General features: G+C 56.1%; 20 protein-coding genes. 9 read left to right on the top strand and 11 right to left on the bottom strand.

What is annotated here, in order from left to right:
• Nucleotides 1-23 precede the first annotated feature (23 nt).
• The 4 genes from hutG to G6L01_RS14335 all read left to right on the top strand — a co-directional run bounded on the left by hutG (nucleotide 24) and on the right by G6L01_RS14335 (nucleotide 3,874).
• Nucleotides 24-836: an N-formylglutamate deformylase gene (gene hutG, locus G6L01_RS14320; RefSeq protein WP_070167078.1), complete on the top strand. Its 813-nt coding sequence runs from the start codon at nucleotides 24-26 to the stop codon at nucleotides 834-836.
• Nucleotides 837-838: 2 nt separating this feature from the next.
• The gene (hutU, locus tag G6L01_RS14325) at nucleotides 839-2,512 is read left to right on the top strand and encodes a urocanate hydratase (protein WP_070167112.1); all 1,674 of its coding nucleotides are present in this window, start codon (nucleotides 839-841) and stop codon (nucleotides 2,510-2,512) included.
• A 1-nt stretch (nucleotide 2,513) separates the two neighbouring features.
• The gene (locus G6L01_RS14330; protein WP_071206041.1) at nucleotides 2,514-3,110 is read left to right on the top strand and encodes a HutD/Ves family protein; all 597 of its coding nucleotides are present in this window, start codon (nucleotides 2,514-2,516) and stop codon (nucleotides 3,108-3,110) included.
• A 161-nt stretch (nucleotides 3,111-3,271) separates the two neighbouring features.
• Nucleotides 3,272-3,874: a TetR/AcrR family transcriptional regulator gene (locus tag G6L01_RS14335; RefSeq protein ID WP_070167080.1), complete on the top strand. Its 603-nt coding sequence runs from the start codon at nucleotides 3,272-3,274 to the stop codon at nucleotides 3,872-3,874.
• A gap of 90 nt (nucleotides 3,875-3,964) precedes the next feature.
• On the opposite strand, the gene G6L01_RS14340 is transcribed toward G6L01_RS14335, so the two are convergent.
• The 3 genes from G6L01_RS14340 to G6L01_RS14350 form a co-directional block, all read right to left on the bottom strand.
• Nucleotides 3,965-5,446, bottom strand: a complete 1,482-nt coding sequence (locus tag G6L01_RS14340) for an aldehyde dehydrogenase family protein (RefSeq protein ID WP_070167081.1) — start codon at nucleotides 5,444-5,446, stop codon at nucleotides 3,965-3,967.
• A 22-nt stretch (nucleotides 5,447-5,468) separates the two neighbouring features.
• A complete protein-coding gene (locus G6L01_RS14345) occupies nucleotides 5,469-7,352 on the bottom strand; it encodes an FUSC family protein (protein WP_070167082.1) in 1,884 nt (627 codons plus the stop codon).
• Between the two features lie 325 nt (nucleotides 7,353-7,677).
• Nucleotides 7,678-9,144, bottom strand: a complete 1,467-nt coding sequence (locus G6L01_RS14350) for a carotenoid oxygenase family protein (RefSeq protein ID WP_070167083.1) — start codon at nucleotides 9,142-9,144, stop codon at nucleotides 7,678-7,680.
• Between the two features lie 99 nt (nucleotides 9,145-9,243).
• On the opposite strand from G6L01_RS14350, the gene G6L01_RS14355 reads away from it, so the two are divergent.
• Nucleotides 9,244-9,975: a TetR/AcrR family transcriptional regulator gene (locus G6L01_RS14355; RefSeq protein WP_070167084.1), complete on the top strand. Its 732-nt coding sequence runs from the start codon at nucleotides 9,244-9,246 to the stop codon at nucleotides 9,973-9,975.
• A gap of 81 nt (nucleotides 9,976-10,056) precedes the next feature.
• Here the strand turns inward: G6L01_RS14355 and G6L01_RS14360 are convergent, their stop codons facing one another.
• Nucleotides 10,057-11,223: a polysaccharide biosynthesis/export family protein gene (locus tag G6L01_RS14360; RefSeq protein ID WP_070167085.1), complete on the bottom strand. Its 1,167-nt coding sequence runs from the start codon at nucleotides 11,221-11,223 to the stop codon at nucleotides 10,057-10,059.
• 292 nt (nucleotides 11,224-11,515) lie between these two features.
• Nucleotides 11,516-12,454, bottom strand: a complete 939-nt coding sequence (locus G6L01_RS14365; RefSeq protein WP_070167086.1) for a LysR family transcriptional regulator — start codon at nucleotides 12,452-12,454, stop codon at nucleotides 11,516-11,518.
• 257 nt (nucleotides 12,455-12,711) lie between these two features.
• Here G6L01_RS14365 and G6L01_RS14370 point away from each other — a divergent pair, with 257 nt between their 5' ends.
• The gene (locus G6L01_RS14370) at nucleotides 12,712-13,665 is read left to right on the top strand and encodes a ring-cleaving dioxygenase (RefSeq protein WP_070167087.1); all 954 of its coding nucleotides are present in this window, start codon (nucleotides 12,712-12,714) and stop codon (nucleotides 13,663-13,665) included.
• 245 nt (nucleotides 13,666-13,910) lie between these two features.
• Nucleotides 13,911-14,558 carry an alpha/beta hydrolase gene (locus tag G6L01_RS14375; protein ID WP_070167088.1) on the top strand — a complete coding sequence of 216 codons (648 nt, stop codon included), beginning with the start codon at nucleotides 13,911-13,913 and terminating at the stop codon, nucleotides 14,556-14,558.
• A gap of 59 nt (nucleotides 14,559-14,617) precedes the next feature.
• On the opposite strand, the gene G6L01_RS14380 is transcribed toward G6L01_RS14375, so the two are convergent.
• The 6 genes from G6L01_RS14380 to G6L01_RS14405 form a co-directional block, all read right to left on the bottom strand.
• Nucleotides 14,618-14,845, bottom strand: coding sequence for a hypothetical protein (locus G6L01_RS14380; protein WP_070167089.1), 228 nt, complete (start codon nucleotides 14,843-14,845; stop codon nucleotides 14,618-14,620).
• 102 nt (nucleotides 14,846-14,947) lie between these two features.
• Nucleotides 14,948-15,217 (bottom strand): DUF1488 family protein, encoded by a 270-nt coding sequence (locus G6L01_RS14385; protein WP_070167113.1) that lies wholly within the window; start codon nucleotides 15,215-15,217, stop codon nucleotides 14,948-14,950.
• A 101-nt stretch (nucleotides 15,218-15,318) separates the two neighbouring features.
• On the bottom strand, nucleotides 15,319-15,483 hold the full coding sequence (locus G6L01_RS14390; protein ID WP_156551527.1) for a hypothetical protein: 165 nt from the start codon (nucleotides 15,481-15,483) through the stop codon (nucleotides 15,319-15,321).
• A gap of 295 nt (nucleotides 15,484-15,778) precedes the next feature.
• Complete coding sequence (locus tag G6L01_RS14395) at nucleotides 15,779-17,056, bottom strand: O-antigen ligase family protein (RefSeq protein WP_070167090.1); 1,278 nt, start codon at nucleotides 17,054-17,056, stop codon at nucleotides 15,779-15,781.
• Nucleotides 17,057-17,062: 6 nt separating this feature from the next.
• The gene (locus tag G6L01_RS14400; RefSeq protein WP_081344210.1) at nucleotides 17,063-18,343 is read right to left on the bottom strand and encodes a polysaccharide biosynthesis/export family protein; all 1,281 of its coding nucleotides are present in this window, start codon (nucleotides 18,341-18,343) and stop codon (nucleotides 17,063-17,065) included.
• Between the two features lie 94 nt (nucleotides 18,344-18,437).
• The gene (locus G6L01_RS14405) at nucleotides 18,438-19,115 is read right to left on the bottom strand and encodes a sugar transferase (protein ID WP_070167091.1); all 678 of its coding nucleotides are present in this window, start codon (nucleotides 19,113-19,115) and stop codon (nucleotides 18,438-18,440) included.
• A gap of 786 nt (nucleotides 19,116-19,901) precedes the next feature.
• On the opposite strand from G6L01_RS14405, the gene G6L01_RS14410 reads away from it, so the two are divergent.
• On the top strand, nucleotides 19,902-20,177 hold the full coding sequence (locus tag G6L01_RS14410; protein ID WP_070167092.1) for an exopolysaccharide production repressor protein: 276 nt from the start codon (nucleotides 19,902-19,904) through the stop codon (nucleotides 20,175-20,177).
• 272 nt (nucleotides 20,178-20,449) lie between these two features.
• Nucleotides 20,450-21,466 (top strand): glycosyltransferase family 2 protein, encoded by a 1,017-nt coding sequence (locus tag G6L01_RS14415; RefSeq protein ID WP_081344211.1) that lies wholly within the window; start codon nucleotides 20,450-20,452, stop codon nucleotides 21,464-21,466.
• The last annotated feature ends 30 nt before the right edge of the window (nucleotides 21,467-21,496 follow it).

A 21,496-nucleotide genomic window follows, 5' to 3' on the forward strand; every position in this document is an offset into this window, starting at 1 on the left:
ATACTCCACGGGAGACATGTCGCATGACCCAAGTGTTCGAAATCACCCAAGGCACTTCACCCGTCATCCTCGCCTTCCCGCACACGGGGACGGATGTGCCACCTGCCATCTGGGACCGCCTCAACGACAACGGCAAACTGCTGGCCGATACCGATTGGCATATCCACAATCTGTACAAAGACCTGTTGCCAAACATCACCACCGTTCGCGCCACCTTCCATCGCTATGTGATTGACGCCAATCGTGATCCCGCGGGGGTGAGCCTCTATCCGGGGCAAAACACCACGGGGCTTATTCCAGAAACGGATTTTGACGGACAATCGATCTGGATGGATGGACAGGAACCAACGGAGGCGGATATTGCTGAACGCCTGAGCGCCTTTCACGCGCCCTATCACGCAGCCCTTTTGGCCGAGATTGAGCGCGTCAAGGCAATCCATGGCGTGGCGGTACTCTACGATTGCCACTCCATCCGCGCCAACATCCCCTTTCTGTTTGAAGGCAGATTGCCGGATTTGAACATCGGCACCGATATGGGCCGCACCTGTGATGCCGCCATTGAAGCGGCAACGGTGGAGATCGCGGCGTCAGCGGAAGGTTACACCTCCATCCTCAATGGCCGCTTCAAAGGCGGCTGGACCACGCGCCATTATGGCAAGCCAGACACCGGTATTCACGCCATTCAGATGGAGCTGGCGCAGGCCTCTCACCTTGCCAGTGAGGCACCGCCCTTTGCCTATGATGAAGACAAGGCGAGCCGTTTGCGCGTGCATCTCAAAGCCATTTTGGAGCGGATTGAACAGATTGCGTTTCAACTGAAACAAAAGGGGGAATGATCATGACCAACCCACGCCACAATATCCGCGATGTGCGGGCTGCCACCGGGACAGAACTAACAGCCAAAAGCTGGATGACCGAAGCCCCCTTGCGCATGTTGATGAACAATCTCGACCCCGACGTGGCCGAGCGTCCGCACGAACTGGTGGTCTATGGCGGCATTGGCCGCGCCGCCCGCACATGGGAGGATTTTGACCGCATTGTTGCCACGCTGAAAACCCTGACGGAAGAAGAAACGCTGATTGTGCAATCGGGCAAGCCAGTCGGTGTGTTCAAAACCCACAAAGATGCCCCACGGGTGCTGATTGCCAATTCCAACCTCGTGCCGCATTGGGCCACATGGGATCATTTCAACGAGCTGGATAAAAAGGGGCTGGCCATGTATGGCCAGATGACCGCAGGCTCGTGGATTTACATTGGCACGCAAGGCATTGTGCAGGGCACCTATGAAACCTTCGTGGAAGCGGGCCGTCAGCATTATAACGGCAGCCTAAAAGGTAAGTGGATACTAACAGGCGGCCTCGGCGGCATGGGTGGCGCGCAGCCGCTGGCAGCCGTCATGGCCGGTGCCTGCTGCCTTGCGGTAGAATGCGATGAAACCCGTGTCGATTTTCGCCTGCGCACCCGCTATGTTGATGCCAAGGCCCACACGCTGGATGAAGCCTTAGCGTTGATTGACCAATGGACCAAGGCAGGCGAAGCCAAATCCGTGGGCCTGATTGGCAATGCTGCCGACATTTTCCCGGAACTGGTGAAGCGCGGTGTGCGCCCCGACATTGTCACAGACCAGACCTCGGCCCATGACCCGATCAATGGCTATCTGCCCTCCGGCTGGACCGTTGCCGAATGGCGCGCCAAGCAGGAGAGCGATCCGAAAGCGGTAGAGCGTGCCGCTCGCGCATCCATGAAAGTGCATGTCGCCGCCATGGTTGATTTCTGGAACATGGGCGTGCCGACGCTGGATTACGGCAACAACATCCGGCAAGTCGCCAAGGAAGAAGGGCTGGAAAATGCCTTTGCCTTCCCCGGCTTTGTGCCTGCCTATATCCGTCCGCTGTTTTGCCGGGGCATTGGTCCGTTCCGCTGGGCTGCCCTTTCGGGTGATCCAGAGGATATTTACAAGACCGATGCCAAGGTGAAGGAATTGTTGCCCGACAACAAGCACCTACACAATTGGCTGGATATGGCGCGCGAGCGCATTGCCTTTCAGGGCCTGCCTGCCCGCATCTGCTGGGTGGGTCTGGGCGATCGCCACAAACTGGGTCTGGCCTTCAACGAAATGGTCCGCAGCGGCGAGCTAAAAGCCCCGGTGGTGATTGGTCGTGACCATCTGGATTCCGGCTCCGTCGCCTCGCCCAACCGCGAAACCGAAGCCATGAAGGACGGCTCGGATGCCGTATCCGATTGGCCCTTGCTGAACGCGCTGCTCAATTGCGCCTCGGGTGCCACATGGGTATCGCTGCACCATGGCGGCGGTGTGGGCATGGGCTTTAGCCAGCATTCCGGCATGGTGATCTGCGCCGATGGCACCGATGATGCCGCACGGCGCTTGGAGCGGGTGTTGTGGAACGACCCGGCCACCGGCGTCATGCGCCATGCCGATGCGGGCTATGACATTGCACTGGATTGCGCCAAGGAAAAAGGCCTGCGCCTGCCTGGCATTCTGGGTAATTGACATGCAGATCCTGCGTCGGGAAGATTATCGCCGCATGCCCTGGAAGAACGGCCAGGGCATGACAGAGGAAATCCTGATTTTTCCGCCCGACAGTGGCCTTGGGGATTTCGATTACCGGCTGTCCATCGCCCATGTCGGCGCGGACGGCCCTTTTTCGACCTTTCCCGGTGTGGACCGCAGTATTGGATTGTTAGAAGGTGACGGCATGGTTCTGTCCCTATCAGACGGCCAAGATGTGGCACTCAAACAAGGCAGTGAACCCCTCGCCTTTTCCGGCGATTGGGCCGTTTCCAGTCGCAATCTTGGCAGCAAAACCATCGACCTCAATATCATGACCCGGCGCAGCCGCTTTCGCCACACCATGAAAAGGGGCAATCTGGAAGTGCTGCACGGCCAAGCGACCAGAACCACGACCACGACCACGACCACGGCATTGGCCATTTTCAACGGTGATGCCACCATCATCGCCAATGGACAAACCATTTCCCTGCACCGCTTCGATACGCTGGTCTTTTCGCCAGAAGATCCACTGGACCTGACAATCACGGTGCAGTGCGATGTCTTCACCGTGACGCTGGATGCAGAACATCAAAGCTGAAGAAGATTGTTCCTTCTGCGACATAAAACCTTAACCTGGCAAGAATTTTAGGATAATTCTCGTGGAGAATGAACACTTGAAGCCATGAGGCATCAGGGATAGCGATGATCCTCAATGTGTGGATGCATCAGCATCTTCGATGTATTCCGACCAGAGAACCAATGCGGACAAAAAGCGAGACGAAACGACGCCAGATCCTGACGATTGCCGGGGATCTGTTCCGGGAGCACGGATTTGGAGCCGTCAATATGGCGCAGATCGCGGCCTCGGTCGGCGGATCGAAATCGACCCTTTACAATCATTTTCCCTCCAAGGAAGCCTTGTTCGAAGCCTATGTGATTGAAGCGGGACGCGAACCCTTTGCAGCTTTGGCCGATAGCAATCAGGCTGGCGACACCGTGGAAAAATCGCTGACGGCCTATGCGCGGGCCTACCTGCGGCTGCTGCTTTCGCCGGAGGTTCTGGCCATCAACCGGCTGGTGATTGCCGAAGCGCCACGTTTTCAGGAACTTGGCAGGATCTTCTATCAGAATGGACCACAGGCCACGCTGGACCAGATCGAAAAAAAGCTGGAGCATCTGGTCGAGCGCCAGGCGCTTGCCATCCCGGATATTGCAATGGCGGCCTTACAGTTTAAGGCGGTGGCCGAGGCGGGTCTTTATGAACACTGCCTCTGGGGCCTGATTGATCGTCCGAATGACGCGCAGATCGAGACCGCAGCGAAAAATGCATCCGCCACCATCCTGACGCTCTATGGCCGCTGAAATGCTGGCCTGCGGCTGTTAACGACAGCATCATGCGTTTTATGAAACGCGTGATGCTGTCGTGCTCGTGCGATAAACGAAGCCCTTCGGTCAGAAGGGATATTGCAGAGGAATGCTTTGGGTGGTGATCAGGTGATCGCAGGTGAATTCCGCGACGACCCAATCGCTGTTGAACCGCCCGATACCGCTATTCTTTTCACCACCGAACATCGCATTGGGGCTATCGGCAACGGAAATATCGTTGATATGGGTCATGCCGGCATGGATGCGCTTGGCAAACCGCAGGCCGCGCCCCTCATCCCGTGTGAAAACGGCGCTGGAAAGCCCGAATTCGGTCTGGTTGGCCAGTTTCAAGGCGTCCTCCTCGCCATGAGCCTTGATGATCGGAACGACGGGGCCAAACAGTTCAGTCTGGGCCAGCGTCGAGTTGTTATCGACATCAATAAACACATGTGGCGGCAGGACCTGGCCTTGCGGCTCGCCGCCCAGCGCCAGATGAATGCCGGAGGCCTTGGCTTCTTCAATTTTTGCCAGGATACCATCAAGCTGGCGCTTGCTGATGATCGGGCCGATATTGGTGCCAATGAGGCTGGGATCACCATAGGTAAGCTTGGAGACGCGCTCAATAAAGCGAGTGACAAACTCGTCATAGATCGAAGCATCGACGATGATCCGGTTGGTGCTCATGCAGATCTGGCCTTGGTGCAGGAAGCGGCCAAACAGCGCGCCCCGGACGGCCAGATCGAGATCCGCATCATCAAGCACAACGCAAGGCGCATTACCGCCCAGCTCAAGCCCGACCCGTTTCAAGGTTGAGCCCTGCATGGCAAGCTGCCCGATATGACGACCGACCCGTGCCGATCCGGTAAAGGAAATGAACTTCGGCACGGGATGCAGCGTGAACATGTCGCCGATCACCCCGGCAAGGCCGACGACCACATTCAGAAGGCCGCCCGGCAGGCCAGCCTCTTCATAAATCTTGGCAATCATCAACCCGCCACTGATCGGGGTCTCTTCCGCCGGTTTGACAACCACCGCATTGCCAAGCGCCAGCGCCGGCGCGATCGAACGATGCGACAGATGCATTGGCATGTTCCAGGGGCTGATAACCCCGATGACACCGAGAGGAGCGCGATGCACCCGCACGTCCTTGCCAGGCACTTCGCTGGGAATAATCCGGCCCTGGACGCGCGACGGCATGCCGGACACCTCCAGCATCATATCGCGCACCGAGGCCCATTCAATCTCGGCCTTGATGCGCGTGCTGCCGGATTCGGCGATGATCATATCGACGATTTCAGCATGCCGTTGATCGACGATCTGCGCCGCCCGCAGAAAAACATCGCGCTTTACACTGGCGGGCCTATCTGCCCAATCGCGCTGCGCCGCTTCGGCGGCCAGATAGGCCGCATCGAGATCCTCCACCGAGGCCAGCGCGATTTCGGCAATTTTTTCCCCGGAATAGGGATTGTTGACATTAAGGACATCCCCTGCGGCGCCAGGACGCCAGACGCCGCCAATATATTGGCCGCTGTAAGCGCCATAGGGTTCCGACCGGTTGATCGCGTTCATTGCTTTTCTCCACAATTGAAATTCAGAGAGATGTATGGGGAACCAGGACCGGATCCCGTTTCAGCAGGGTCAAGAAGACCGAATGGTGATGCTCCCAGTTTTCAGGAGCGGCTTTCAGTGCTTCGAGTGCAAAATCGACATAGCGCCTGTCGAGCGAGGCGATGTCATCACGCCCACGCCGTTCCAGAAGACGGCCCAGCATGGTCACAAGGCAGAGAAGCAGAAACACGTCCCGGCTGGTTTCTGAAGGCGCAACGAGCCGCAGACTTCCCATACGCAGGATGCGCTGGATCATTCTGAAGCGGCGTTGCAGCACCTGTTCATGGCTGGCAAGCCGGGCCGTTACCTCAAGATCTTCTGTCAGACGGTTGCGCAGCACTGTCAGCACCAGGCGATGATTGACCGGAAAGACAAAACGAAAAGCGAGTGCCGCAGCAGCAACACCCGCCACCATCGCCAAGGTCTGCTCCACCGAAAGCCAAGGCGATACCGCCACCGGAAAAACCGGCTGGGCAGCGAGTAGGAATGACATATTGCCATCGATGGCAGCTTTGGCGGTTTTCGGACGCGACATGGCGTAAGCGCCCACGGCCAGGAAAGGTGCCACCATCAACAGCATGTCCAACGCGTTTTCCGCATGCGGCAGCAAATAGATCCGCGAGAACATGCCAAGCGTTGCGCCGCACAGTGTCCCTTTCAATGCCTCGCCAACCGCGAGCTGAGGGGCTTCATGGCTTGAAAACAGCGTCACGAATACCGCAGCTGTCATCAGCATGACCGGACCCAGCGACCAGCCAGTCAGCTTCCAGACCAGGGCCACCGCGCTCAGCGCAAGGAAAGTCCGGCAAAAGGCAATTGCTGCTGCCCTTTTGTCCGAAATGCGCAAGGCATTGATGTCCAGCAGGCGATTGACCGGCTGGACAGCGTAAAGCTCACCCAGGTAACCGATGGCAGCGGTCACCGCGGCCGACAGTTGCGGGGCGTGCTCGCCGATTGCCGCGACAGCAGTATGGGCCGCCTCGATATCGCCACGCCCCAGCGCCAGATCGACAGCGGCCAATGTTTCAGCGGTCTTTTCCGTCCTCATCTGCGGCTCGCCGAGTTGGCGGGCCGTCATCGCTTCGGTGACCAGAATGGTCGAGGCGGCGGCAATGTGACGGGCGAACCGGGCGCGCTGGTGCCCTGTGAGCGAGCCCGCAGCCAGTGTGTCGAGATCGGTATCCATCTGGACGACTACCGAGAAGAACTGTTGCACGGGTTCACCCACGGCCCCCCCCATGGTTTCCCCAGGGGTTTTCAGCAGGGCCGCCGAAAGCGACAGAGCCTGACGCAGAAGTGCAAGAGAGCGGGTATGAACCATGTCCTTGGCTGCCCCCGGTGCAAAAAGCACCGTGGCGACAAGCGAAGCCACCACACCGATCAGGGTACAGGCGATCCGCGACCAGGCCAATTCATGGCCAAGCTGGGGCTCGATCAGACCCGACATGGTGACGACGGCAGCGGTGTAACCGGCCAGCAAAAGCCCATAGGAGCGGAAGTGGCGAAAGAACGATCCCGCCGCAGCGCACAGCGCGACCCAGCAAATCAGCACCGACAGCTGCAGGCCAGGTGCAGCGCTCAATTGCCAGAGCATTAGAAAGCCGAAAAGGGCTCCGACGATGGTTCCCGCCAGCCGCGCCAGTCCCCGCTCGACCACCAGCCCACGGGTGGGCTGGGCGACCAGCCACACAGTCATTGCCGCCCAGTAGGGATGGTGAATTTGCAGCAATGTGGCCAATGCCATGGCAAGAATAGCGGCAACGGTGGTGCGCAAGGCAAAGCTGACGCTGGGGCCTTTTAAGAAAACAAATCGACGCCGCCACCGGTTCACATCGCCACGTGTGGTGTTTTTTGTTGCTGGAGACATGCGGTCGGTTCTCTTCAAGGGCGGCAACGGGGTCCGGTATCGGATTGATGTCTAGTCGGAAAGTCATGAAATATGACAATTCGTATACTCTTTCGAATATCCCATATCCTTACCGCATAATTCCTTAGATTGAACTCGATCCAATGCGAAATTATGTCGAAAATTTGAACTATTACAGTAACTTACATGCACTTGACGAAATGCATGCCGCTGTAGAAAACGGTGCAGAAAATCGGGATCGGCCCAATGATCTAAGTCTTGGTTTTATCGCATTGGGCTGAAAATCGTTCCCGGTTTCCAGCCCAATGCCGTCCTTCAGGCTATGTCAACCCGCCTTCAGCTGATCGCCCGGCACCCAATTGCCGTGCAACGACATGCGCAGACGCATCGGCAACTTGATGGTCGCAATCGGACCGTCAGACAGATGTTGCGCATCCAGCACGAGAAGATCCGTAGCGCGCTCCGCCAACCGATTAACCAGACCGATCACATAGCCATCGCCTTCAGGCGAATCCGGCCGGCGCGGCACGAAGATCGGCTCCTGGAAACAGGACTGGTCATCGGCAAACCAGAGCTGGGTCTTTCCGGTTGCAATATCCAGATGCGCCAGTTGATTGAAGAACTGAAACGGACGCGGACCGATCCGGGCTTCGTCAAAAGGCTTGGTCGGATCCATGGCGATCACAAAGCCATGGCGATATTGCCGGCCACAATAGCGGTCGTCGCTGCGGGGAAACTCACAAGCGAAACTGGTGAGCGGCTTCACTTCGATATTGTTGCCGTTCGACCGCATGTCGAAGGTCCAGCGCATCATCTGCGAAGACAGGGTTTCCGGCGGCGGCACCGTGCCATCCGATTGCGGGAAGAAATAGAAGATATTGCCTGATGTGACGGGCATATCGACGAAGATCCTACCGCCATCATCGAAGGCGTTCAGCGTATGGCCCTGGAAGCCGTTGGGCGCCTTGAACCAACGAACATCACGTCCGTCGCCATCCCGGCGCAGAATGCCGAAGAGCTGATCCAGACCCGGCTGCCACTGGAAGTGCTTGCCGCCCTGCTTCATCCGCTCCAGATCCGCCGTCAACGGCATCAACGGGAAAATCACGAAATGCTCCGTGACCGCGAAATCATGGATCATTGCGGCATAAGGTGCGGTGATCCACACTTCACGCTTCATCCGGCCATGCTTGTCGATCTCGTAATAGACGATATCGGGGGTGGCCTCGCCTTTGGCCTCGTAGCCGAAACACAGCAGATCGCCGGTTTCTGGGTCGAATTTCGGATGGGCCGTGAAGGTCGCGCTGGTCAACTGGCCATCGAAATCATAAAGACCGATGGTTTCAAGCGTGATCGGATCGAGGGCATAAGGTGGGCTATCCTCCTTCAGCGCCAGCAGCTTGCCATTGTGAACAACGACATTGGTATTGGCGGTGGAGTTGGAAATATCCTTGACGCTCGGATCATTGGTAAAGGGATTGCGATAGATCCCGTGCAAGGAGGCGCGGGCGTCGCGCTGGGCCTTCAATCGCTCGGTCATCACGTAACGACGCTGAAAATCCACATGGCCGTTCTTGAACCGGAAGGCGCTGACGGCGCCATCGCCATTGAAGAAAATGTCCTCTCCAAGCATAGGGGGATATTGCGGATCGGGAGCAACCTGAAAGAACGTGCCGTCGATCTCCTCGGGCACCTTGCCCTCCACTTCGAGATCATAAACCTGGCCTTCAAAACGGGCCGGCTTGTAGAGCGATCCAGTAAATTCAGGCTTATTTGGAAATGGGACTGTCATCGGATTGACCTTTCATAACCGTACGATATTGTACATATACAGCCATGTGACAGACGTCAAGTTATAAACGTACATCCCAGTACGATTTCAGGAGGCGCCATGCGTGTCAGAACCCAGGCCAAGCGCCAGGCCATTGTCGACATCGCCGGGTCGATGTTTCTTCGCCACGGCTATGCCCAGGTATCGATGGCGGCGGTGGCGGCAGAAGTCGGCGGATCCAAGGGAACGCTCTACGGCTATTTCCCCAGCAAGGCGGATCTGTTTGCCGCTTTTGTCGTTCAGGCGGGCGAAGATGCCTTTGCACCGTTGATGGATGTCATCGACAAGGAGCAGGATGCGGCAAACACGCTGAAGGCGCTCGGAATGAACTATCTGAGGCTGCTGCTACGCCCCAAGATCATCGCAATCACCCGTCTGGTGGTATCGGAAGCAGGCAGGGCCACCGATCTCAGCGCGATTTACTTCGACATCGGTCCGCGCCGGGTGCTGGACCGCTTCATACAGATTTTCGAAACAATGAAAATATCAGGTAAACTTGTGCCACCCGATAGCGCGCAGGCCGCACGGGAATTCAAGGCGCTGTGCGAGGCCGGTCTTTATGAACCTGTGCTGCTTGGTGTAGCCGGTATTCCGAGCGAAGGCGACATGGAGGCCAATGTCGCAGCCACGGTCGATATTATGTGCACGAGGTATGGACCGACAAAATCCCGGCGGCGACCGAAAGCACCGGCAAAACAGCCATCGACCACCGGTGTAACACGCAGGAAACCGCCGCCGGAGGATGATCTGTTATCCGAAAAAGCTCACCACGAGCAACCCTATAGATTATGAGCAACATCATGCACTTGACTTGTTTTCAGGGGGAATATCAGGCGTCATTTTCAATGACTCCTGATATAACTCCCCTCAAAATCAATCCGTCAGACTGCGAACGCCGGAGGCCGTACCAACAGGGGTTGCGATCAATTGCATGAACTTCATGAAATCGACCGTCGGATGACGCGAAGCGTAGATGACATCGCGACTCTTGATCGGGAAATTCTGGCCAACAATCAGGCTATCGGGTGAACGCATGTTGAACCGGTAGACGATCGGGTATCGGCCATCCTTGCTCGCCACCATGCCCTTGGACTGCAATTCGTGGAACCGTTTGGCGCCCAGAATATCCATGACGATTTCCGGCTCCTCGTAGCGGAACACGAAATAGCCCTCCGCATCCACCTGGCTGTCGGAACCGCCGCCGCCAAGCGCGATGGCTTCAAGGAGGTTCAGATCATTGGCGCCGAAGGGTACACGACCATTTTTCTGCACTTCACCCAGGATGGTGAAGGTGCGCGGATCGTGGGTGACATAGATCTGGTCGCGCGGCTCGACATAAATGTTTTCACGCGGATTTTCGATCAGCGACTTCAAAAGCACGCTGGCCGATTTGGTGCCGCGTACCAGAGTGACGTAGGATTCGTAGGGTTCACTGGAAGCCCCGCCAGCCCGTGCGATCACCTCGGTGAGCTTGTCTCCGGCCAGGGTCAGCTCCACATTCGAAGGCTTGCCGACGGAGCCGGAAACCGTAACAGAACGCGAGGCGGTGCCTGCTGCCGTGACAAGGACATCAGGCTCCACGGCCTTATTGACCAGCTTGGCCAGGATAGCCTTGCGTGCTTCTTCCTGGGTCTTTCCGGCCAGGACAATCTGTCCGACATAGGGAATGGTGCCGGTTCCATCTGGCTGGATCACCACATCGATGGTCGTCTGCTTGGACTGGCTCGTTGAAAACAGCCCGTCCGATCCGGCTTCGAAAATGCTGATCTTCAACTGATCGCCAATCCCGATCACCACCCGGCCAGCCCGTCCGCCAATACCGAAACGGCGGCTGAACATCGAATTGGAAAAACCGGAAACCGTACGGGCAGTCCGCTGATCGACATCCACAACATCGAAAACCGATGCATTGGGCCTGTTCAGCTCCTGCCTTGACTTACCTGCCTGGCCCTCGATTTGCGAGGAAAGCGGCCCTGACGCCGGTAGAGTATCGCATGCAGCAAGACCCGCAGTAACAAAAACTGCGACAACCTTTTTCAACGGGTAACTCTCCACTCGCACAACTCCTTGGCGCTTCCACAGTGCGACTGCCATCGCAGACGGTGGGCGCAACAAACTACTAGCGACCTTCTACGGTCGTTTCAAGATACCCTCTCTACGCTGACACTATTCAAACAATCTTAACGAATTCTCACCCACCGACTTTCAACAGGAAAAGCACGGCAAAGATTGTTCCGTAAAGACGCAGACGGCATAGCAAGATAAACTTTCCCGGACCTGATCTCGATCCCGAGTGGGGAACCTCGACACCCAGAACACGACCTCAGCAAGATCAAGGCTGCTGGAGGGCCTCGGAACGGCCAGGCGATACCCCTTCGATCAGTGGTCGCAGCGGGATCAACTGCGCGGCAATAAAATCCATAAACACCCGAATGCGGGGCGAATGGCGCAGGTCCTGATGGGTCAGCAGCCAAAGGCTGGCGGAATAATCAGGAATGGTCGGCGAAAGCCGAACCAGGGCGGGGCGTACATCACCGATGAAACAGGGAATATGGCCGATGCCGATGCCCGCCTCCACCGCATCGGCCAATGCGAGCACAGAATTGGCGCGGTAGCGCAGCTGTTTTGGCGCCAGCTGTTGCCTGGCCGCCTTGACCACTTTCAACCCCGCCATGTCTTCGCCTAGGCAAACCCAATTGGCGGCCTCGAGTTCTTCCGGCGAAGGGTCGGATGCGGCGACAAAATCCTGGCCGCGACCGTAGAGTGCCCAGGCGATCAGGCCGATGCGGCGTCCGACAAGCATGTCCGGCGGATTGTCTGTTGCACGAATGGCAATATCTGCATCCCGCCGCGAAAGGTTCAAAGCATTATTGCCGATCACCACATCCAGCTGAATGTCCGGATAGGCCTGCTGGAACCGGGCAAACAAGGGCGTCAGCAAATAGACCAGCAGACTGTCGGCCGTCGTCACCCGGATTTCACCGGCCGGCGCAATCTCCCGGCCTTGCAGACGGCGTTCCAGCTGCGCGACCTCCGCCTCGATCCGCTCGGCAGTGCGCATGGCTTCTTCACCGGTCGGCGTCAGTGCGTAGCCGGAGCGCCTGCGCTCGAACAGCGGCACACCCAGTGCCTCTTCCAGGGCGCCCAGCCTGCGGAACACAGTGGAATGGTCAATCCCCAGTGCCGCCGCTGCCCCAGCCATGCCCTGGGCCTGCGCTATTGCCTTGACGAGCCGCAGATCGTCCCAGGCCAAGGATTTTGCTGCTCGCATGATAGGCCTCCGCGTTTATTTCCAGAATGCATTCTGGTTTCTTACCGCGCAAAGTCAAGTTTGCATGAATGCAAGCAAAACCAGCTGCAATCCGAACGGCAAGCGCCTATCTCTTGGTCATCGAAAGCGCCGCATCATTGCCGACATCGGGAACCGAAGTCCAATCCTGCACCTGCTTTCACGGACTAGAGAACCCGATTAGCGGCAATTCAAACCGCACGGCGTCCTCAATGCTGACCAAGCAAAGGAGAGTTCACATGGCACATGGCATTCATCACGTCACAGCAATTGCTGGCCCAGCGCGCCGCAATCTCGATTTCTACACGCGGGTTCTCGGCCAGCGCTTTGTCAAAAAGACTGTCAATTTCGACGATCCCGGCACCTATCACTTCTATTTCGGCGATGAGGCCGGCAATCCCGGCACGATCATGACCTTCTTCCCCTGGGAACATGCCGCACCGGGCCGCCTCGGCATCGGTGAAACCCAGGAAACAGGTTACCGGGTTCCCAAATCCTCCCTGGGGTTTTGGACGCATCGCTTTATCGAACAGGGCGTCGTGCATGAAAAGATCGAGCAGCGCTTTGGCCAGACAGTCCTGCCTTTCAAGGACCCAGACGGGATGCGGCTTGCCCTGGTCGGCATTGAAGACATCGAACAAGAAGCCGCCTGGGCAGCCCCCGGCATTCCGGCAGAGCATGCGTTGCGGGGATTTCACGGGGTGACGCTGCTGCTGGACAAGATCGACGCAACCGCTGCTGTCCTGACCGATGTGTTCGGCTTTGAACAGCAGGGCAAGGAAGGCTATGTCACCCGGTATCATGTGCCTGGCACTGATATCGGTGGGGTGGTGGATCTGCGCGCTGCCGGTGAATTTTTGCCCGCCCGGCCAGGTGCCGGCTCGGTCCATCACGTTGCCTTCAGAGCAAAGGACGATGCCGAACAGGCGGAAATGGCTGAAAAACTGCGCAAGAACCACGGCTTGCAGACAACGGAACAGAAAGACCGGGACTATTTCCGCTCGATCTATTTCCGCTCTCCGGGCGGCGTGTTGTTCGAAATCGCCACGCTCGACCCCGGCTTTGCCGTCGATGAACCCGCGGCAACCTTGGGTCAGGCACTGAAGCTGCCGAAGGGCCTGGAAGGTTTCCGGGCCAAGATTGAGGGGATGCTACCCGATCTCGGCGATCTCAGCGTCGCTCAGCAGGACTAGAGTTCGTCAGGCAGAGGTGAAATCCGGTTTTCGGAAAATCCGATGCGACAACAGAAACGACAGCATCGTACCGATTCCAGTTTTCTGGGAGATGCTGACGTCCAGATGCTCAAAAATGCGGCGCGTTAACAAAACGCGCCGCCGACACATGATCGTGCATTTTATCAAGCACTCGCATGCTGCAACACTTTACGTCTGCTGCACATCTCGCGCCTCACATCGGGGCCGCATAGGAGAAATCCGACATGACCCATTCCCCCAGCTCGTCGTTTATCCATCAGTTCGTTCCGGCGACGGTGCCAAACCTTGCGCCCTTGCTTTTGCTGCATGGAACAGGCGGCAACGAAAATGATCTCTTATCGCTTGGCGCTGCCCTTTCACCGGGTGCGGCTCTGCTATCCCCCCGTGGGCAAGTGCTGGAACACGGCATGCCACGCTTCTTCAGACGGTTGGCGGAAGGTGTGTTCGATGAAGATGACCTGCGGGTGCGGGCAGCGGATCTGGCCGGTTTCATAAAGGAGGCCCGTGCGGCTCATAACCTGGCGGCCCCTGTCGCCGTCGGCTTCTCCAATGGCGCCAATATTGCCGCCGCTCTGCTGTTGCTGCATCGCCAGACCTTGGCTGGCGCGGTGCTGTTGCGGGCCATGGCACCGCTTCAATCCCCGCCAGTAGAGCATGACAGTGGCGCTGGCGTACCAGTTCTCGTGCTATCTGGAGCGATGGATCCAATCATTCCCGCTGACAATGCAGAACGATTGGTCGGCTCACTTCAAGCTGTGGGTCATACGGTCAGCCACGACATCCTACCGTCGGGGCATAATCTCACCCAACTCGATCTATCGATCAGCAAGCAGTTCCTGGACGTAAATTTCACCTCGGCTGCGACCACCTGATACGACAGCTTTCTGGCGATGGATGAAAGGCGCAATGCAGCCTCTCCGTCCAAAGCCGTTTACAGCTGACCAGCGCGTTTGGTTGTGGGCTTTGTCTTGGCGGCAGCGCGGATTTTTTCTGCCTCCAGGGCATGTCTCAATTCGCGCAGCCGTAAGGTCTTTTCCTTCTGCCGCTCGAGGGCAGCAAGATGTTCATCCATCGCCTGCTGCCCCTCCTGCTGCTTCACCAGTTTTTCCTGGGCGCGAACAGCGCGGCGTTCAACCAGATCCTCATCTTGATCAGTCAATGTAAAATCCCTTTGCTGAGAGGCTGTCGGGGGGAAATGGACCCTCGTTTCCCCAAATTCGTCCGGTTCAGTGTAAACGTGGCAGATCCTGCGATTCTACGGTCAACGGAAATCCGCCGCGGTCAAAAGATACATGTTGTTGCCGCCTTTTTTCCCATAGGCTTTTCTTGCAACATCCAGAATAGATCCGCGCAGATTGTCAAATGCGGCGAGGAAGTCGTGTTCCCCGACGATAACCTTGGCCATCGCCTTGGATATCGCATCGAGTTCCACGAAAAACCTGATTTCAAACATGCCGTCGTAACCAAGAAACCGGATGCGGTGTCCCTTCTCATCGAAACTGCGGCTATTATTGGGGAAGGTTAAAGCCATCGCATTATTCTCGCTCGCATATTTCAGAAACATGAAGAGATCACCGGGCTCCCGAAGGGAGCAAACCGTCGCAATCGTCGTTCAGTAGACCCATCCAATCATCACAGCAGTCTTTCACCGCCATCTGCAGGCTTGCTGCGCTTCTGGCGCTTTTCGGTTTTTGCCGGCTCAGGCTGCTGCTCAGGCGCAGTCTCATTGGAAACCGCCTTGACGGCTGGCGTTTTTGCCGGTGCGGCATCATCGGTAATGGTGGTGAAGCGAATCATGGCTTAATCCTTCGAATGAACGGGCTTGAGCAAAGGGATACGGTCAGGAAATCGACTGTCGATTATGACGGTGACTGCACGTTTCCTTAAATCGAGCCTGATTTAGGAAACATTGTACAGCATCTTTAAAGTTCTATGGCGCCTTTCGTGCTTGGCTAAACACACAGCACCTTATCTAAATTCAACGCCAGCCAACCAAAGCAGGGCGCAAAGGCAGCACCCTGCAAGCAAAGCAGACCTTACACATATATGATGCAGTGGCGCTTCTTTTACAACGGCACAGCGCCCTTGTTTTTTAAAGGTTGCGCGCGCTCGATGTCCCATCACCATAATAGCGCACGACACTTGAGCGTGTCACCGGGACGGCGCGGCGCTGAACAAGCTTGCCCAGCATGAAATAAAGCAGGAAGGAGCCGATCTGATAAGCGAAGATAATATCGATTTCCACGAAAGCCCGCTCGACCAGCAGCATGGCGAGACCGAACAGCACACCGGCCTCTGGATCTCGGGCATTAACGAGCAGACGTTTGAGATTGCCGATCAATGCGAAGACCAACATTCCAACCAGCAGAACGAGGCCGATAATCCCGGTCTCAACAGCGGTTTCGATGAACGTATTGTGGAAATGAAACCCGGCCCGGGTCGGAATATAAAACTCATCCCATAGCCGCTCCGCCTCGGAAAAGCCCTGGACCCAATAGGCCTGGTAACCGACGCCAAAAATCGGATTCGCCCAGGCTGCCGCTATGCCCTGCTGCCAAAGATAGGTTCGCCCGGTCAGGGTCGAATCCTTTCCGAATGCTCCCAGGATCAAATCGACGCCACCAGCATAGACGAACGCCGCCGCCCCCAGCCCGCCAAGCACGACGCCAGCCACAACCAGCACAATACGATGGCGCGGCGACAGGAGAATGACCGCTCTCAACACTAGAGACGCCCCGACCACCGCCATGACGGTAATGACCGATGTGGCCGACTCCGATGCAAACAGACAATAGGCCGATAGCAAAGCCAGCCCAGCGGGCGGCAGCACCCATATGCTGCGTTCTTTCAGGATAATGATCGCGGCGAACGAAAAATACACGCCGAGCGAGGCATAAAAGCCCAGCTGGTTCTTTGACGAGAAGGCACCCACAAAGCTGAAGGAACCGTCCAGGGGATCCAGAAAATAGGAACCGAACAGCAGCGAATAGACCAGCACGATACCGGTGCCGATCATTGATCCCCTCAAAAAGGACCTTATGCCCACCACACGCATGGCAATCAACGCACAGACGATATGCGAGAAATATTGCAGCGAGGCCCTGACCGTCACCGGTGGCGCCGCCGACCAGAAGATCGACAGGATGGTCAGAATGCTGAACGCAAAGATCGGAAGGTACAGACCATAATTACCCAGCACGCGCCGGTAATTCACAGCAATCAGCGGCAGCCAGACTCCGTAATAAGCCAGAATGGAAATTTGCCCGAAACGGGCAGAATAGGCAAAAACGAAGTAGGAAAGCGCAATCGCCGTGACGGCATAGAGACCATTGCGTTCAGGGTCGATCAAATGCGATTTGGCGATCCGCATCGACCGTTACCGCATGGCTGGCTGAGACAGCTTTACCGTAACCTTGATCACATCGCCGGGCGCTACTGAGGTATTCTCGTCAACAGCGATTTCAGTGGGCTTCCCATCCTTTTCGCGGACGATGGAATAAGCGACATTGGCTTCACCATCAGCATTCTTGGCACTGGCGCTTTCCGAAGATTGCAGCAGGGATTCGGCCATCAGGCCACGGCTGGTGGAAAGCTTCAACGCAATCTGGTCCAGCTCCGCCTCGGTATCCTGCAATTCCTGGGCAAGCTGGGCATCCCAGTCGTTGCGTGTCGTGGTTTCGTCCTGCTGGGCCTTGTTCAGATCCTGCTTGGCCTTCAGCGTATTGGTATCGATATCCAGAAGCGCCGACTGCAAATCCGACACCTGCTGCTCGACCGCCAAACGACGCGAACTCAGCGCCAGGCCCTGCTCACTCAAGCTATTGACCTTGTCACGATCTTCCTGAACCATCGTCAACTGACGGGTCTGGGTCTCGGACTTCTTACCGAGCGCCTCAATTTCAGCCGCAAGCAAGGTCTTGAGGTCGGCGAGTGACGACAACTGAACCTTGAGCTTGGCGGTCTGGGAATTCATCAAGGCCGCTTCCGACTCAACCAACTGGTTGATGTCGGGAATGGATTTCAGTTCCTCAGGAATTTCGATCGTCTCTTTTTCATTCATTTCCGCAAGAACGCGCACACGACGAACCAGCAAACGGTTGCGTTGGGAGACCAAAACGGCGCCATCGCCCTGCGCCTGAAGGAAATCACGAGCAAAACGCTGGCCAGCATCGGCGCGCTTCAAGCCGCCCGCCACGCTCAGGGCCTTCAAAACCGTCATACCCGGTGCATAGGGATATTCACCCGGCGACTGAATCGCGCCAGCCATGTAGACGGGGCGATATTCGGAAATTTCAACCGATGCGGACGGCCGATCACTGAGACCGAACAATTGCTGCATCTTTTTGCCGATCTCGTCGGCAACCTCGGCTGTGGTTTTGCCGGAGGCCGGCAATTCGCCGATGAACGGCAGAGACACCTGACCCGCAGCACCGACGGAATAGTCGCCACTGACGGCGGCCCAGTCCCGTACGGCACCCTCGGCCGTCTGCCATTCCGCCACCCGAACGCGGACCTTGTCCATTACGCCCAAACGGTAGTCATCTGCCAATGTCAATCCCGGCACAGCCAAGGACAGGCAAAGCGTGAGTGCTGCAACGTTCAAGGTCGTAATGCGCTTGGATGACCGAAATCCTCCAGCAAATCCGTAAGCCTTCATGGCAGATCCTATGCGTATTCTATAAAAAGGCGGCACGTCTAAACGTCATTTCGGGCAGCAGCCCGATCGGCTCCGCCCTTATGACATTCTTTTTTTAGTAGCTGCCGCGAGACAGGCACACTGCCGGAACCGTGCGGACCATGATGAGTACATCCCTGGCCAGCGACCATGTCTTAACATATTGCGTGTCCATAGCCACCCGCGTTTCGTAGGAAACATCGTTGCGGCCGCTCACCTGCCAGAGACCAGTCAGGCCAGGGCGGGTTTGCAGATAAAAAGCTGCAGCACTATCGTACATTTCCAGCTCATCTTCGACGACAGGCCGGGGTCCGACGATGCTCATCTCACCCTTAATGATATTGAAGAGCTGCGGAAGCTCGTCCAGGCTGAGCTTACGCAGCACGGAACCGATCGCCGTCACACGGGGATCGTTTTGCAGCTTACGGGTGGCACGCCATTCTTCATAAGCTTCCGGATTGGCCCGCAGGTAATCCTGCAAAACCTTGTCGCCATTCTGCACCATGGTGCGAAACTTCATGCAATGAAATTGCTGGCCGTTATGTCCGATACGGCGATGGCCGTAAAATACACTGCCGCCATCGGTAAATTTCACCATGGCTGCAATCATCAAGAACATCGGGCTGAAGATAATCAGCGCCATCGTGGCGATGAAAATATCAAACCCTCTCTTGGCAAGACCACCAACCGGTTGGGTACCGGATGCGGCGGTCGTAAAAAACGGCGAACTGGCCGATCTTGTCGCGGACTTCATAGAGGTAACTCCATTTACGTGGGCGATTGGTCGGGTCCCGGCGGGACGCGTCCGTGGTCATTGATCCCTAGTGTGTGGTGATAATTTGTCCTTCGCAATAGCCTTTGCAGAAAACCTTCCAGAGGATGGAATGATAGCGATTAAAATATGTGTCTCTTTCACACTACAATTTAAGTATTTAACGTCCCATTGTGACACTTAGGTTTCCGAATTTGGATATTTTGCAATGAAAATCCTTTAACCTTCCCGCAAATGGAATGTTTATTACTTTTAATATATATGGGAACTCAATGAAATTTCATAAATTCGTCATGTGAAATGGAGGAAAGCGGCTCAGGTTGATGTCCTCTGACATGGATATTGCATTGCATCATTATGGTGCGACGCATATAGGTTTAAAACGATATCCTAATATTGAAACAATTCGTGATCGAATTAGGTAAAGATTTAATGAATTCAGAAAGGCGAAATATAGGTTTTCGGCTCGATCCCCACCTCCCCCAAGCCAAGGTCGTCCCTATTCAAAGACGCAATGACCTTCATTGACGCCCTATCGCAAGCCAAGGAAATAGTTAGTAATTCCCTAAAGCCGCGAGAAAAATTGACTGATTTTTGTAACGGTCCTGCAAGCCATTTGCTCTATTGTCGCGCCAAGATCGCAGCCAAAGGGCCGTACAAACATGAAGATTGAAAGAATGAGGCAAGGTGCCTATATTCATTATGCCTCTGAGGAGAAGGCAATGGCTATGATCTCAAGATCAATGTACCGGGGGGAGGCTCTAAATTATGCATGCGCCTAAGGTCTTCTTTAGCATGATTGGTGCACTGCTGGTGTTTGCAGTTGCGACTTATTTCCTGTCAGGCTCGCTTGCTGGCACGCTCATTAAAACAGTTTTAGCCGCCATTCTTTTGCAGGTTGGTTACTTCTGTTGTGTTGCTTATCTTGTTTTTCACGAATCAAAGCGCCGCACACAGGCGACCGGGACCAGCGACGCGACAGCCAGCAATGGCGCAATCCGCGCACTTGGCAAGACGGGTCAGACCGCATTGCGCAACAACTAACCGGCCTTCTTTTCGCCCGGCCGCGTTTCAGCCAAAATCAATTGGCAAAGATTGCGCGAAAGCCGTTGACACGGCTCACTTCGCCAAGCATTTGTGTTTGAAAGCCGCGTTTGGCTTGGAAAACGGTTGATTTGGAGCAAGGCGATTAGAACCCCGGGAGACATCCACTGCCTTTCCGGTTCCTGCCGTAATGTAGGGGAAATTTTGCTTCGTCATCTGTTCGAATCAGAAACGCGCTACCTGCGCGTCAGATTAGAATACGGGGGACCGTAATGATGATGAATTCCACCGTATGCGTTATTATTGCCGCTAAAAACGCTGGCGCCACTGTGGCGCGGGCGGTGCGTTCTGCCTTGGCGGAAGCCGAAACGCGGGAAGTTGTTGTCGTCGATGATGGATCGGTGGATGGCACCGGCGCAGAAGCTTTTTCCGCCGACGACAACAGCGGTCGCTTGAAAATTATCCGCTTCGACCATAATCGCGGCCCAGCCGCCGCACGCAACTGTGCTATTGAAGCATCGACGGCACCTTTGCTATCTATTCTCGATGCAGATGATTTTTTCCTGCCAGGGCGCTTCACTCAGATGATGGCTGAAGACCATTGGGATTTCATCGCCGACAATATCGTCTTTGTGAAAGAGGAATGCGTTTCCCAGGTCAGTACCGAGGTCAAACGTTTCCGGCGTCAGGCGCGCCTTTTGGTGCTTGAGGATTTCATTGCTGGAAATATTTCCCAGAGAGGCGCGCAACGCGGGGAAATCGGCTTCCTCAAGCCAGTCATGCGGCGCGACTTTCTGGATCGCCATGGCTTGCGATATAACGAAAGGCTTCGCCTCGGCGAAGATTATGATCTTTATGCACGTGCGCTTGTCGCTGGTGCCCGCTACAAGATCATTCATAGTTGCGGTTATGGTGCTGTTGTCCGTCCTGATTCGCTCAGCGGCAAGCATAGAACCGAAGATCTAAAGCGGCTTTACGAAGCTGACCGCTCCATCCTCGCCAATCCAGACCTGACGCAGGAGCAGAGATCATTGCTGCTCCAGCATGAAAAGCACATCCGCGACCGCTATGAGCTGCGACATTTCCTCGATTTAAAGAATAATCAAGGTGCATTGTCCGCCATCTCCTATGCGGCGACCCATCCTGTTGCCATACCGGCCATCATCGGCGGGATTGCAGCCGATAAGAAAGATGCGCTGATTGGCAGTAGCCAACGCCCTCAATCTGCCCAGTCCTCGGGGCCTCTGCGCTATCTCTTGCCTGCCATCGCGGATGCCGACCAGCGATAGAGGATCGGACCGAAAGTTAAGAACCGGTTT

The organism is Agrobacterium vitis (assembly GCF_013337045.2).
Classification (GTDB): Bacteria; Pseudomonadota; Alphaproteobacteria; order Rhizobiales; family Rhizobiaceae; genus Allorhizobium; species Allorhizobium vitis_B.

Excerpts from the sequence above, each read along its gene's own strand:
- hutG (WP_070167078.1), top strand. The coding sequence starts at position 24 with ATGACCCAAGTGTTCGAAATCACCCAAGGCACTTCACCCGTCATCCTC.
- hutU (WP_070167112.1), top strand. The coding sequence starts at position 839 with ATGACCAACCCACGCCACAATATCCGCGATGTGCGGGCTGCCACCGGG.
- G6L01_RS14330 (WP_071206041.1), top strand. The coding sequence starts at position 2,514 with ATGCAGATCCTGCGTCGGGAAGATTATCGCCGCATGCCCTGGAAGAAC.
- G6L01_RS14335 (WP_070167080.1), top strand. The coding sequence starts at position 3,272 with ATGCGGACAAAAAGCGAGACGAAACGACGCCAGATCCTGACGATTGCC.
- G6L01_RS14340 (WP_070167081.1), bottom strand. The coding sequence starts at position 5,446 with ATGAACGCGATCAACCGGTCGGAACCCTATGGCGCTTACAGCGGCCAA.
- G6L01_RS14345 (WP_070167082.1), bottom strand. The coding sequence starts at position 7,352 with ATGTCTCCAGCAACAAAAAACACCACACGTGGCGATGTGAACCGGTGG.
- G6L01_RS14350 (WP_070167083.1), bottom strand. The coding sequence starts at position 9,144 with ATGACAGTCCCATTTCCAAATAAGCCTGAATTTACTGGATCGCTCTAC.
- G6L01_RS14355 (WP_070167084.1), top strand. The coding sequence starts at position 9,244 with ATGCGTGTCAGAACCCAGGCCAAGCGCCAGGCCATTGTCGACATCGCC.
- G6L01_RS14365 (WP_070167086.1), bottom strand. The coding sequence starts at position 12,454 with ATGCGAGCAGCAAAATCCTTGGCCTGGGACGATCTGCGGCTCGTCAAG.
- G6L01_RS14370 (WP_070167087.1), top strand. The coding sequence starts at position 12,712 with ATGGCACATGGCATTCATCACGTCACAGCAATTGCTGGCCCAGCGCGC.
- G6L01_RS14375 (WP_070167088.1), top strand. The coding sequence starts at position 13,911 with ATGACCCATTCCCCCAGCTCGTCGTTTATCCATCAGTTCGTTCCGGCG.
- G6L01_RS14385 (WP_070167113.1), bottom strand. The coding sequence starts at position 15,217 with ATGGCTTTAACCTTCCCCAATAATAGCCGCAGTTTCGATGAGAAGGGA.
- G6L01_RS14390 (WP_156551527.1), bottom strand. The coding sequence starts at position 15,483 with ATGATTCGCTTCACCACCATTACCGATGATGCCGCACCGGCAAAAACG.
- G6L01_RS14395 (WP_070167090.1), bottom strand. The coding sequence starts at position 17,056 with ATGCGGATCGCCAAATCGCATTTGATCGACCCTGAACGCAATGGTCTC.
- G6L01_RS14400 (WP_081344210.1), bottom strand. The coding sequence starts at position 18,343 with ATGAAGGCTTACGGATTTGCTGGAGGATTTCGGTCATCCAAGCGCATT.
- G6L01_RS14405 (WP_070167091.1), bottom strand. The coding sequence starts at position 19,115 with ATGAAGTCCGCGACAAGATCGGCCAGTTCGCCGTTTTTTACGACCGCC.
- G6L01_RS14410 (WP_070167092.1), top strand. The coding sequence starts at position 19,902 with ATGCATGCGCCTAAGGTCTTCTTTAGCATGATTGGTGCACTGCTGGTG.
- G6L01_RS14415 (WP_081344211.1), top strand. The coding sequence starts at position 20,450 with ATGATGATGAATTCCACCGTATGCGTTATTATTGCCGCTAAAAACGCT.